The organism is Latilactobacillus fragifolii (genome assembly GCF_905332535.1).
Taxonomy (GTDB): domain Bacteria; phylum Bacillota; class Bacilli; order Lactobacillales; family Lactobacillaceae; genus Latilactobacillus; species Latilactobacillus fragifolii.
Genome location: NZ_CAJOCF010000001.1, coordinates 537,560 through 550,711 on the forward strand (window position 1 = coordinate 537,560; position 13,152 = coordinate 550,711).

A 13,152-nucleotide genomic window follows, 5' to 3' on the forward strand; every position below is an offset into this window, starting at 1 on the left:
TTAAAATCATCCTTCCATCAATAATAGCTCTGGATCAGCTAATAATTCTTTTAATTCGTTCATGGCACGTTGCGCAGTCCCACCATCAATTAAACGATGATCGAATGATAGTGATAATTTCAAGACTTTACCAACAGCTAGTTCACCATCAGCGTTGACAATCGGTTCTGTCCCAATCCGGCCCACACCCAAAATCGCTACTTCTGGATAATTGATAACCGGTGTAAACCAACCACCACCAATTGAGCCGATGTTACTAATCGTCATTGAACCACCACTCATTTCGGCTGGTTTCAACTTGTTGTCCACCGCTTTTTGCGTATTCTCACTAATTTCTTTAGCAATGGCAAAAACACTCTTACTATCAGCATCCTTAATATTTGGCACATAAAGGCCATGATCTGTATCTGTTGCAATCCCGATATTAATGTAGTGTTTGTAAACAATTTCGTTGGTTGCATCATCAATTGACGCGTTCAAAGTTGGGAAATCGCGCAAGACAGTCACCAAGGCTTTAACAATGTATGGTAAGAAGGTTAACTTAATAGTCTTCTTAGCGGCCACATCCTTAAATTTCTTACGGTGCATCATCAATTTAGACACTTCTACTTCGTCAAATAAAGTAACGTGTGGCGCAGTGTGCTTGCTTGTCACCATTGCTTTGGCAATTGCCTTACGAGTTGGTGACATCTTTTCACGTGTTTCCCGTTCTGGGATCGCCGATGCGGTCGTTGTCGCAGCAACTGATTGGGCAGTTGGCGGCGTTGATTGGGCTGATGCTTTTTCAGCAGGAGCTGGGTTCGCTGGAATGTTTTGCATGAAGTTTTGCACATCGTCTTTAGTAATCCGACCATGTTTGCCAGTAGCTGGCACTTGACTAATATCAACATCGTTTTCTCGTGCAAATTGACGAACGGATGGCATTGCTAAAATCGGCCGATTTTGATCACTAATCGCAACTACTGTTTGCCGACTTGGGACCGTTGTTTTAGCTGATGCTGCAACTGGCGCTTGGCCAGACGATGCCACACTTGCAGCAGAATTATGACCCGGTGCATCGATTTCAACCAGTCCTTGCCCGACCGTTGCCACTTCACCTTCACCTACTAAAATTTTGACTATTTTCCCACTAACGGGTGATGGGATTTCTTCGACCGATTTGTCATTTTGAACTTCAAGTAAAACATCGTCTTCTTGAATGGTATCGCCTTCGGCAACCGCCCATTTTTGAATTTCACCTTCGGCAATCCCTTCACCAATATCTGGTAATTTAAATTGGTAAATGCCATTAGTTGGCTGTTCAGCAGCCGCTGTCCCAGTAGATTCAGTGGTACTTGGTGTGTCATTGTCTTCAACATCCGGTGCGTCAATTTCAACCAATCCTTGCCCGACCGTTGCTACTTCACCTTCACTTACTAAAATTTTAACTATTTTCCCACTAACAGGTGATGGGATTTCTTCGACCGATTTGTCATTTTGAACTTCAAGTAAAACATCGTCTTCTTGGATGGTGTCGCCTTCTGCAACCATCCATTTTTGAATTTCGCCTTCTGCAATCCCTTCACCAATATCTGGTAACTTAAATTGATATGCCATACGTCTAACGTCCCTTCTTTCGTTATCGACTAAAAGTTAATAACCTCTTTGACCTTGTTTTCAATATCAGTTGCATTTGGCAACAAAGTTGCTTCAGCTTGTCCAAATGGAAATGGCGTATCTGGTGCGGAAACACGCGCAATTGGGGCTTCCAATGAGAGAACCGCCCGTTCTGAAATTTCAGAAGCAACTTGTGCCCCAACACCAGCTTGTCTTTGTGCTTCTTGAACAATGACTACCCGCCCGGTCTTTTCGACTGAAGCAACAATTGTTTCAACATCTAATGGGGCAATCGTCCGTAAATCGATAACTTCAGCTTTAATATTTTCTTTAGCTAGATTTTCGGTCGCTTTAACAGCTTCTCTCACCATTGCACCATAAGTAATGATGGAAACGTCCGTCCCTTCAGTAACCACAGCCGCTTTGTCAAGTGGCACTGTGTAGGATTCATCCGGCACTTCTTCACGGAACGACCGATATAATTTCATATGTTCAAGATATAAAACAGGATCGTTTGAACGAATCGCAGCAATTAATAAGCCCTTGGCATCATATGGATTGCTTGGCACAACCACACGAATTCCTGGAATTTGCGTAATCATTCCTTCAAAATTATCTGAATGTAATTCTGGTGTGTGCACGCCACCGCCAAACGGTGCTCGAATCGTGATTGGCATGTTACGTGTGCCCCCCATTCGATAACGGGTTCGTGACATCTGACCAGCGATTGAATCCATTGTTTCAAATACAAAGCCAAAGAATTGAATTTCCGGTACAGGACGGAATCCTTCTAACGCTAAACCGATTGATAAACCACCAATCCCCGATTCAGCCAACGGTGTATCAAAAACGCGGTCTTCACCATGTTTAGCTTGTAACCCTTCAGTCGCTCGGAAAACCCCGCCGTTCTTACCAACATCTTCCCCGAAAATCAAGACGTTTTTATCATCCGCAAGTTCTAAATCCAGCGCATTTGTAATTGCTTGAATCATCGTTTTTTGTGCCATCTTAGTTCGACTCCTTTGCACTGTATTCTGCGATTTGTTCTTTAACATTTTGTGGTTGATCTTCAAATGTAACCTTCAAGAAATCTGTCACTTTTTGTTTAGGTGCTGCATCAGCTTCGTTGATTGCCGCTTTAATATCTGTTTTAACTTGTTCAATTAATTGATCTTCTTGATCTTGGGACCAAAGTCCTTTATCGGTCAAAAAGCGCCGCATTCTAACCAGTGGATCCCGTTTCAACCAAATATCATCTGTTTCTTTAGTTCGATAGCGGGTTGGGTCATCCCCTGATAATGTGTGTGGTCCGTAACGATAGGTTAACGTTTCAATTAAAACAGGGCCGTTGCCAGCAGTTGTAAAAGCACGTGCTTCTTTCATCACTTCATAAACTGCTAATGGATCCATCCCATCAACTTGAACAGCAGGAATCCCAGCTGCTACCCCTTTTTGAGCCAGGGTTACAGCAGCTGTTTGCTTTTCGCGTGGGACCGAAATGGCAAAGCCGTTATTTTGAACAACGAAAATAGCTGGTGCTTTAAAAGCCCCCGCAAAGTTTAACCCTTCATAGAAGTCACCTTGCGAAGTTCCACCATCACCGGTATAAACGTAAACAGCATTGGCTGATTGACGTTTCTTCATCCCGACTGCAACGCCCATTGCTTGAATATATTGTGCACCAATAATAATTTGTGGCGGCATAGCTTTCAAAGATTCGGGATACTTGTTACCATCAATGTGACCACGAGACCATAGAAATGCCTGTGATAGCGGTAGTCCATGCTGCACTAATTGCGGCACATCACGGTACCCAGGGAACAAAAAGTCGTCTTTAGTCATCGCAAAATTACTTGCCAATTGACTTGCTTCTTGCCCTGCGGTTGGTGCATAAAACCCTAAGCGACCTTGGCGGTTCAAAGCAGTTGCTCGTTGATCAAGCACGCGCGACCAAACCATTTGTTGCATCAGTTCAACCAATTGGTCATCACTGAGATCCGGCATTAATTCCGGATGAACAATTTGGCCAGTTTCATCTAAAATTTGAACGGTCTTAAAATCGTGGCTCTCATCGCTCAATAACTTTTCAAAATTAACGGCAGCTTTATTATTGGCCATAGTATCCATATCTCCTCTTCAAAAAACTGTTTTATTGACTGCTAATATCTGTATTAATTAATCATCTTTACAAGTCTAATTTAGCATTTCGCATCACGAAATGCAAGCGTTTTATAAACGATATTAGCCAACTTACGTTACCATTAGTTTTCATTGTATGTGAATCTAATCACTAGTTAATTGATTTTTATCGCTGTTCTACTTCTGTTATAATTAAATTTCGATTTCTGTTATATAATAGCATGTAATAAGCACAAAAAAAGAGCCCGCCATAGCGGACTCATCATTTATTTTAAGTTGGGGTATTTCTATGCCAAGACCGGTTGGGGTATCTCAGCGTTACCAGCATGTACTAAGAGCTCTTGTGACACTCTGACTACTGGTTTAATTAGTTGACTAACTTGCGTATATTGTTCACTGACTCGTAAAACATTTAAATTAAAAGCAACCGTTATCTGCCCAAAGCTGACGAGCTTAATCATTGTTAACAACATTGACCCAACAACTAATGTTGCCAAGCCCATGAATGCAAATTGATTAACCGCCAATACTGCACAAAATGAAACTAATGCAGCTACCGCCATCATAAAAGGACTGCCGGTTTTAACTTTAGTCGTTTGCGTTTTAGCGCCAATCGTTGCATCTAACACAACACCGTGTACCATTTCGGTAACTGTTTCTCCCGCTTCGACAACGTTAACATCTTTGTTAATTGTCGCGATTGTTACAGGGGTTTTTTCACTAGTAGCCAATACTAAAATGTCACCTGGTACAATTTGATCAGCATTGATTAAGCGTAAGAAACCATCACGCATAACGCTGACTTGTACTTGTGAATTTTCTAATACACTTTCTCTTTTAGCAGCTTCGACAGTTGTTAAGCCACTTGGCCGAGTTGCCAATAAACGCATTAACATCCCACTGCTTGTAATCCCGTTGATGTTAACGTCTTTTTGTAATTTCTTGTGCATCGCGTTCGCCACTCCTTCCTTCTTGAGGAAGTCGTCGTAAACCGCTAGCCGAATGCTGGCAGTAAAATGACAGACCACCTCGAATGATCACTATCGCTACTACTTACAGGTCCTTCAGCTGTTTTTATCATTTTACTCACCAGACTTTCTCGACTTTAAATTTAGGTATACCGCTTCATCCAATAAAAAAAGACGCACAACAATTGAGCGTCATCCATTCATCATGGCGTTCCCAATCGTTCAGTTTTAGCACTATATGACGTAGAAAGCATGTTCAGCTACGTTAGAAAAAGCCTTCATTGGCAGTTTCAGTTGACTCAATTGGCATCTCTCGATGTTTCTGAGTAGTAGCGTTTGTTCATATAGGAGCCTCACCTAACGGAAAAGCAATATATCTATACACATATAGTACCTGTTTTGTTTCAACAGGTCAAGCAATTCATTCCGTTTTAATTTAAATTGTGCTAAAATAGTGAATGACGAATTAATCGGAGGTCTTAACTGTGATATTAATGAAAGATATTATCCGCGAGGGTAATCCAACACTTAGAAAAATAGCTGAACCCGTCACTTTTCCGCTATCAGATGAAGAGCGACAACTTGCTGCTGACATGATGGCCTTCTTGGAAAATAGCCAAGATCCTGAACTTGCTGAGAAATATCATTTGCGAGCAGGGGTCGGCTTAGCTGCTCCGCAAGTGGATGTTTCAAAACAAATGTCCGCGGTCTTAGTTCCCGGTCCGGACGAACCTATTTTCAAAGATGTAATTATCAACCCTAAAATTATCAGCCACTCGGTTCAAAACGCAGCGCTTGCTGAAGGCGAAGGCTGTTTATCAGTCGATCGTGAAGTACCCGGCTTTGTGCCTCGTCCTGATCGGATTACCCTCCGATATCAAGATTTAGACGGTGAAAGCCACAAAATTCGCTTAAAAAATTATCCAGCCATTGTGTGTCAACACGAAATTGATCATTTAAATGGCATCTTATTCTTCGATCACATTAACAAGCAAGACCCATTCGCAGCACCCGACGATCTACTTATTATTGAATAAGAAGGCCTTTTCAATTGACCTGCTGTGCTAGATTCGAGAATATGGTATGAAAAGGACGTAATAAAAGCGTGCTTGAAATCTTTTAACAGAGATTTCAAGCACGCTTTTTTACGCTTTTGCAGCTTCTGGTGTATCAGCAAATTGACTGTTATATAAATTAGCATATACGCCACCGTCTGCTAATAGTGAATCATGGGTGCCTTGCTCAACAATTTGGCCATGTTCCATCACTAAAATCAAATCCGCATCGCGAATCGTCGATAGGCGATGGGCAATTACGAAACTAGTTCGCCCTTGCATTACTTTTTCCATTGCTTTTTGCAATAAACCTTCTAGGCGTGTATCAACAGAGCTCGTTGCCTCATCTAAGATTAAAATCTTTGGATCGGCGATTACCGCCCGGGCAATCGTCAACAGTTGCTTTTGCCCAAGCGAAACGTTACTTGCTTCTTCATCAATGGTCATTTGGTAGCCATTTGGTAGCGTATGGATAAAATGATCAACATTAGCTGTTTTGGCCGCATCAACAACTTCGTATTCTGTCGCATCAAGTTTCCCAAAACGAATATTATCCGTAATTGAAGCATGATATAACCAAGCGTCCTGAAGTACCATCCCAAATTGAGAACGGACTTGTTGCTTACTTAATTGCTTCGTGTCCACCCCGTCAATTCGAATGGTTCCAGAAGTGACATCATAAAAGCGCATTAACAAATTGATCATCGTTGTCTTCCCGGCACCAGTCGGTCCAACAATCGCTACCTTGTCACCGGGATTAGCGGTAAAGTTCAAATGCCGAATCAACGGCTTATCTGGATGATAGCTGAAACTGACATCATCAAATTCAACTTTACCTTGAACAACGGCTGGCAATGAGGCCGTTTCCTTATCAGTTGCTTCGATTGGTTCATCTAAAATCTCAAATACACGACCAGTTGCCGCGGCGGCTGATTGAATCACACCGGACAACTGCGTAATCTGTGAAATCGGTTGGTTAACTTGCCAAATGTACTGGATGAAAGCTTGTAAATTACCTACGGAAATAACACCGTGTAAGACGTAATAACCGCCTAATGTTGCCATCCCAGCGTATGTCATATTCGTCGTTAGCCCAACTAATGGCATCATCAAGCCTGAAACAAAGGCAGCCTTGAAGCCATAATCCGTCAAACGATCCGTAATTTCTGCAAAATCAGCAATCGCTCGTTCTTCTTGTCCATATAGTTTCAAAACACTGAAACCACCATAATTTTCTTGGACGAACCCGTTCATTTCACCTAACGTATTTTGTTGCCCCTTAAAATACGGTTGCGATTTCTGGATGATTCGCCTTGAAATCAATAATGATGCTGGAATCATTATCAATGATAAAAGCGCCATCCAGATATTGATCGTAATCATCATGATAACGGCCGTGATAATGCCCAAAATAGAAGTTACAACTTGAATTAAGCTCTGTTGTAGGGCATTTGTAATCGCGTCTACGTCATTGGTCACCCGTGATAAGATATTACCTTGTTGTTGCGAATCAAAAAAACGAACTGGTAGCGCATTAATTTGCAAGTCAATATCGCGCCGCAAATCGCGCATGGCCCGTTGAACAGATCGGGTCATCCAAAACGAGCCTAAAAACATCGTCACTTGATATAACAGCGCAAAACTCAGAATCAGCGCAATGACTTTTGTGATATAACTAAAATTAATCGCAACATGTTGTGCTAAATTACGACTAATTTCAGTAATGGCCAGCCCCATAATAACTGGCCACAGTGCATTAGCAAGCACCGAAATGACGGTGGCAGTAATGGCCAGCCAAAATGTCACTTGATACGGCCCAATGTAGCGCATTAGCCGTTTAAGTTCTCTAATATTCTTCATTGAGTTCCTCCTGTGATAACTGTGATGCCGCAATTGCTCGATAAATCTCGTTATCGCTTAATAATTCACGATGCGTCCCAATACCAACCACTTGGCCTTCATTTAAGACAACAATCCGATCAGCATTCATGATAGTGCCAACACGTTGGGCCACAATCAGCACCGTTGTTTCTTTGGTAATTGACTTCAACGCACTACGTAATGCTGCATCCGTTTTATAATCTAATGCTGAAAAACTATCATCAAATATATAAAGCGCTGGCCGCCGAACGATCGCTCTTGCAATTGCCAAGCGTTGCTTTTGACCACCCGATAAATTACTCCCACCTTCAGCTAAATAAGTCTGTAAGCCGTCTGGTTTTTCAGCAACAAAGGTATCTGATTGGGCAATTTTCAAAGCTGTCCACAATTCATCATCAGTTGCATTTGGATTCCCATAACGCAAGTTCTCCGCAATTGTTCCGGTAAACAACACCGCTTTTTGCGGAATAAAACCAATCTTTTGGCGCAACGCCTTGAGTTGATAATCACGGACATCATACCCGTCGAGCTTAATTGCGCCACGCGTTACATCAAAAAAGCGCGGAATCAATTGAATCAACGTCGACTTACCACTGCCGGTACTTCCAATAAAGGCGACCGTTTCCCCCGGATGAGCTTCAAACGTCACATCCCGAACGACAGGACTTTCAGTCGGGCCTGGATAAGCAAAGGATACATTCTCAAACACCAATTCACCTTGTGAGTCAGTGGTTGTTACCCCATCTTCTTTTTCAGTAATATTAATGGGCGCGTTCAGAATTTTTTCAATTCGTTCAGCTGAAACAGCAGCCCGCGGATACATCATGAAGACACTGGCAAATAACATAAACGAAAACAGCACATGGAAAATATACTCGATAAATGCAATCAACGTCCCAACCGCCAAGTGACCACCGTCAATTTGAACAGCCCCTTGCCAAATGATTAAGACGAAAACGATGTTAAAGATGAATGAAAAACCCGGTTGTGCTAAAGCCACCAACGTAAATAGCCGAATTGAGCTCTGACTATAATCATCATTCACTTTTCTAAAGCGTAATTTCTGGAATTGTTCCCGCACAAATGCCCGAATGACCCGAATCCCAGTCAAGTTCTCACGGAGATTCAGGTTAATTGCATCCAGATTTTTTTGCTGTTCTGTCGACATCGGTTCGGAAACGCGTCCAATCAAAACAACTCCTGCTAACAAAATTGGGATGGCTGCGAACACAATCCACGATAACGATTGGCTTGTCCGCACGATCATGAAAGCACTAGCGACAATCATCATCGGTGTCATGAAACCCGTCCGCAACACTTGCGTCATAAATTGCATCACTTGGAACGCATCATTTGTGGTCCGGGTAATCAACGAAGACACACCAAACTCGCCGTACTCACTGTGTGAAAACTGCATGGTTTGTTTAAAAATATCCTTCCGAATATCACGAACGATATTGGTCGTTAACTTGCTACCTGTATAGGCCAAGCCAATTAAACCAATTAGTCCGATCAAAGAGATGCCGACCATCAATAAACCAAATTGCCAAACAGGGCCAAAAGTATTTTGATTAATCCCTTTGTCAATAATTTGTCCTAATAAAGTTGGTAATCCTAATTCGATGAGAATAAATCCCAATACGCAAATAAAATTCCAAAATAGTAATTTTTTATACCGGATTGTATAGCGCCACATTAATTTCATCGGTGCAAACTCCTTCTAAATTCCAAATTTAATCTTCTACTTGAGCCATATCTTTGACATACTCGATTGTTTCGCGATTGACAATAAAAGCAACATCAAAATGTAAGCGCTCTTCTAAAAACCACACGTCAGTCACTAGTAATGCTGGATAACGTGGACTAACGGAGGCAATCCGCCGTTGGTAAGCTACCTCATTAAGTTGCTCCTCAATTGCGACTGCGATATCCTTTAGTGCTGATGACGTTTGGCGGATGGGTACTTGGTATTCGAAGACCATTACATTATTGCCCCAAATTTCAGTGGGCAGGTTCGAAACCAATTTGGCTTGGGGGGCAAAAAAATCCGGTTGACTCGCTTGCATTTTCTGATAAGCCACCGTTGCAATTTCATCCGCAATTTCTTGACTACTGTGTTGTAAAATCCGCGTCGCTCTTTGTCGGCGTAATCGCTTAATTAACCAGGTTAATAAAAGGGCTAAGGCAACAATAATAACGACTGACAACCAAATTAACATAACAATCCCTCACTTCCATTGCTCACTAATATAACAATTATAACTGAATCGAAGCAAACACGCTATCTAGAGCACATCGCTCAATGTATACTTTACCGAAAAGATATGCTAGAATATTCTTAAATGTTGAGTAATCAACCCCTGGACGGTTAATCTTTCGTTTAAAACTATGATGAATAATAAAGGAGTCTTACAATTGATTTATAAAGTACTTTTCCAAGCAGACAAAACCCAAAGTCCTCTACGCGAGGCAACCAAATCGATTTATTTAGAAGCAGACAATGCCGTTAAAGCACGACAACTTGTTGAAGACAATACTCCCTACAATATTGAATTTGTACAAGAATTATCTGGCAAACACCTTGCTTTTGAACAAGAATCAGAAGATTTTAAATTAACGGAGTTTTAATTAAATGAAACTCGATATTAAGAATAATGAAACCGCCGTTTTCGCTGTAGGGGGACTGGGTGAAATCGGTAAAAATATGTATGGTGTTCAATTCCAAGACGAAATTATCGTGATTGATGCCGGCATTAAATTCCCTGAAGACGAACTCTTAGGCATTGATTATGTTATTTCAGATTATCAATACCTTCAAAAGAACCAACAAAAAATCAAAGCCCTCGTCATTACCCATGGGCATGAAGATCATATTGGTGGTCTACCTTACTTCTTACAACAAGTTCCTAACGTACCCGTTTACGCTGGTCCATTAGCACTAGCATTAATTCGCGGTAAGTTAGAAGAACACGGCCTTTTGCGGTCAACAGAATTACACGAACTAAACGAAGATACCGTCCTTAAATTCCGCAAAACAAGTGTTGATTTTTTCCGGACTACCCATTCAATTCCTGATACTTTAGGCGTGGCAGTTCACACACCTCAAGGGGTAATCGTTGAAACTGGGGACTTTAAGTTTGATTTGACCCCCGTTGGTAATCAACCTTCCCCCAATCTTCAAAAAATGGCGCGTTTGGGTGAGGAAGGCGTTTTATGTTTAATGTCCGATAGTACCAATGCTGAAGTGCCCAACTTTACAAAGTCTGAGCGTTTCGTTGGGACTTCAATCCGCCATATTGTAGAACGCATCGAAGGTCGAATTATCTTCGCAACATTTGCTTCTAATATTTCGCGGGTCTCACAAGCCACTGATGCTGCGATTGCCAACGGGCGTAAGATTGCTGTCTTTGGTCGTAGTATGGAAGCGGCCGTTGTTAATGGACGTGAACTCGGCTATTTAAACATTCCCGATGAAGCTTTAGTCGATGCCAATGAATTAAATTCGTTACCCGCCGACAAAGTAATGATTCTATGTACAGGGTCTCAGGGTGAACCAATGGCTGCTTTAAGCCGAATTGCCAACGGAACCCATCGTCAGATTTCGATCCAACCTGGTGATACCGTTGTCTTCTCAAGTAATCCAATTCCTGGCAATACAATGAGCGTTAACCATGTGATTAACAAGCTTTCAGAAGCCGGTGCTGAAGTAATTCATGGTAAAGTGAATAACATTCATACTTCAGGTCACGGTGGTCAAGAAGAACAAAAATTAATGCTTCGTTTGATTAAACCGAAGTATTTCATGCCATGTCACGGTGAATACCGGATGCAAAAAATCCACACGGAACTCGCCCAACAATGTGGTGTGGCACCTGATAACTGTTTTATTCTTGAAAACGGTGATGTTTTAGCACTAACTTCCGACTCAGCACGGGTTGCTGGTCACTTTAGTGCCGAAGATGTTTATGTTGATGGTAACGGGATTGGTGATATCGGCAATGTCGTTTTACGCGATCGGAAAATGCTCTCTGAAGAAGGCTTAGTGGTGGTGGTAGCTACCATTAACTTTGGTGCTAAGAACATTCTCGCTGGTCCTGATATTCTCTCGCGTGGTTTTGTCTACATGCGTGAATCAGGTGAACTGATTAGTGAAGCCCAACGCCGAGTGTTCCGAATGATTGTCAATACGTTTAACGCAAACGATAAGGTTACTGAAAACCAAGTCCGGGAAGCAATCATTGATGGCTTACAGGACTTCTTGTTCGAAAAAACAGAACGCCGCCCAATGATTTTACCAATGATCATTCAGAGTACAGAATAGTTAGCTTTTGCGCCCAGTCATAATGACTGGGCGCTTTTTTTATCGTCTAACGTAATTTTTTATTGTCAACATTTAGTAAAAACCGCTATAATATACAACAGATTAAATTTTCTGAAAGGCGGCTTGTTCATGCCCTCCAATCCCCGTTTTTATATCATTTTAAATCAAGTTGCCGGTACCGGTCAGGCAGCAATGATCTGGCCTAAAATTGAAGCGCAATTAAAGCAAAAACAAATTCACTATGACCTCCAACTCTCCCACTACGCAGGTCATACAACCCAATTAGCCTTTCAATTCGCAAAATTTAAGTACACGGATCAAATTTTATTAATTATTGGTGGCGATGGGACACTCAATCAAGCTATTAATGGCCTCCAAAATGCCCAACGCGGTGATATTCCAATTGCTTATATCCCTTGTGGTTCAGGTAATGACTTCGCTCGTGGGGTCGGCATTAGTCGTGATCCATTGACCGCACTTCAACAAATCTTATCGGCTACAACGCCAACGGCCATCGATTTAGGTTATTATCATGACACAACCAAAAATGACCATGGTTACTTCGTTAACAATGTCGGAATTGGTTTTGATGCCAACGTAGTTAGTACCACCAATCACTCAAACCATAAGCGCCTTTTGAATCGACTGCACTTGGGCTCATTAGCTTACATCAGTTCGTTAGTCAAGGCCTTCATGCACCAAGATGCATTTGAAGTTACCGTCACAGCCGATCATCAAACCCATTATTTTAAGCGCGGTTTTTTAGTAACAACCACTAACCATCCCTATTTTGGCGGTGGGGTGCCCATCATGCCAAGCGCGACGGTCGACAATCATCAACTCGATTTGATTGTCATTGAGAAACTGAATCCCTTTTTCTTTAGCTATCTTTTTGTGATGATGCTGTTTGGCCGGCATACCCGTTATCAAGCAGTGCATCATTTTGAAGGAACCGATTTAGCAATTCAAACGAAGACCTTAGAATTCGGCCAGATGGATGGTGAAGAACTCGGTACTCGGACGTTTGACATTCACTATAGTCTTCGAACTCAAGCATTTTGGTTAAATAAGGCATAACAAAAAAGGCGATGTCTCCAGATGGGGGCATCGCCTTTTAACGTGCGTTTTTTTTGAGTCATTTTTTCTAAAACGGCATCATACTAAGCATTACCAGAACACCATTTCACGGTTA

The 13,152-nt window shown here is 41.9% G+C and carries 11 protein-coding genes and 1 riboswitch; of the genes, 4 read left to right on the forward strand and 7 right to left on the reverse strand.

What is annotated here, in order from left to right:
* Positions 1 to 6: 6 nt before the first annotated feature.
* The 4 genes from J7Q78_RS02570 to J7Q78_RS02585 all read right to left on the reverse strand — a co-directional run bounded on the left by J7Q78_RS02570 (position 7) and on the right by J7Q78_RS02585 (position 4,685).
* Positions 7 to 1,596 carry a dihydrolipoyllysine-residue acetyltransferase gene (locus tag J7Q78_RS02570; protein WP_208422364.1) on the reverse strand — a complete coding sequence of 530 codons (1,590 nt, stop codon included), beginning with the start codon at positions 1,594 to 1,596 and terminating at the stop codon, positions 7 to 9.
* A gap of 29 nt (positions 1,597 to 1,625) precedes the next feature.
* Positions 1,626 to 2,603 (reverse strand): alpha-ketoacid dehydrogenase subunit beta, encoded by a 978-nt coding sequence (locus J7Q78_RS02575; RefSeq protein ID WP_208422365.1) that lies wholly within the window; start codon positions 2,601 to 2,603, stop codon positions 1,626 to 1,628.
* A 1-nt stretch (position 2,604) separates the two neighbouring features.
* Entirely contained in the window at positions 2,605 to 3,714 is a 1,110-nt protein-coding gene (gene pdhA / locus J7Q78_RS02580; RefSeq protein WP_154242135.1) for a pyruvate dehydrogenase (acetyl-transferring) E1 component subunit alpha, read from the reverse strand.
* A 308-nt stretch (positions 3,715 to 4,022) separates the two neighbouring features.
* Positions 4,023 to 4,685, reverse strand: coding sequence for a hypothetical protein (locus J7Q78_RS02585; protein WP_154242136.1), 663 nt, complete (start codon positions 4,683 to 4,685; stop codon positions 4,023 to 4,025).
* A gap of 224 nt (positions 4,686 to 4,909) precedes the next feature.
* A riboswitch (M-box (ykoK) riboswitch) is annotated at positions 4,910 to 5,075 on the reverse strand.
* 113 nt (positions 5,076 to 5,188) lie between these two features.
* Between J7Q78_RS02585 and def the strand changes: the two genes are divergently transcribed.
* The gene (def, locus tag J7Q78_RS02590; RefSeq protein WP_208422366.1) at positions 5,189 to 5,740 is read left to right on the forward strand and encodes a peptide deformylase; all 552 of its coding nucleotides are present in this window, start codon (positions 5,189 to 5,191) and stop codon (positions 5,738 to 5,740) included.
* Between the two features lie 108 nt (positions 5,741 to 5,848).
* Here the strand turns inward: def and J7Q78_RS02595 are convergent, their stop codons facing one another.
* Genes J7Q78_RS02595 through J7Q78_RS02605 form a run of 3 tightly spaced genes read right to left on the reverse strand, consistent with a single transcriptional unit; the run spans position 5,849 to position 9,858 of the window.
* On the reverse strand, positions 5,849 to 7,618 hold the full coding sequence (locus tag J7Q78_RS02595; RefSeq protein ID WP_208422367.1) for an ABC transporter ATP-binding protein: 1,770 nt from the start codon (positions 7,616 to 7,618) through the stop codon (positions 5,849 to 5,851).
* A complete protein-coding gene (locus tag J7Q78_RS02600) occupies positions 7,605 to 9,344 on the reverse strand; it encodes an ABC transporter ATP-binding protein (protein WP_208422368.1) in 1,740 nt (579 codons plus the stop codon). Before J7Q78_RS02600 ends, J7Q78_RS02595 begins: the two co-directional genes overlap by 14 nt.
* A gap of 28 nt (positions 9,345 to 9,372) precedes the next feature.
* Positions 9,373 to 9,858, reverse strand: coding sequence for a hypothetical protein (locus J7Q78_RS02605; protein ID WP_208422369.1), 486 nt, complete (start codon positions 9,856 to 9,858; stop codon positions 9,373 to 9,375).
* Between the two features lie 196 nt (positions 9,859 to 10,054).
* Here J7Q78_RS02605 and J7Q78_RS02610 point away from each other — a divergent pair, with 196 nt between their 5' ends.
* The 3 genes from J7Q78_RS02610 (at position 10,055) to J7Q78_RS02620 (ending at position 13,037) form a co-directional block, all read left to right on the forward strand.
* Entirely contained in the window at positions 10,055 to 10,267 is a 213-nt protein-coding gene (locus tag J7Q78_RS02610) for a DNA-directed RNA polymerase subunit epsilon (RefSeq protein WP_154242141.1), read from the forward strand.
* A 4-nt stretch (positions 10,268 to 10,271) separates the two neighbouring features.
* Positions 10,272 to 11,960, forward strand: coding sequence for a ribonuclease J1 (gene rnjA / locus J7Q78_RS02615; RefSeq protein WP_154242142.1), 1,689 nt, complete (start codon positions 10,272 to 10,274; stop codon positions 11,958 to 11,960).
* A 129-nt stretch (positions 11,961 to 12,089) separates the two neighbouring features.
* The gene (locus J7Q78_RS02620; RefSeq protein ID WP_208422370.1) at positions 12,090 to 13,037 is read left to right on the forward strand and encodes a diacylglycerol/lipid kinase family protein; all 948 of its coding nucleotides are present in this window, start codon (positions 12,090 to 12,092) and stop codon (positions 13,035 to 13,037) included.
* Positions 13,038 to 13,152 lie beyond the last annotated feature (115 nt).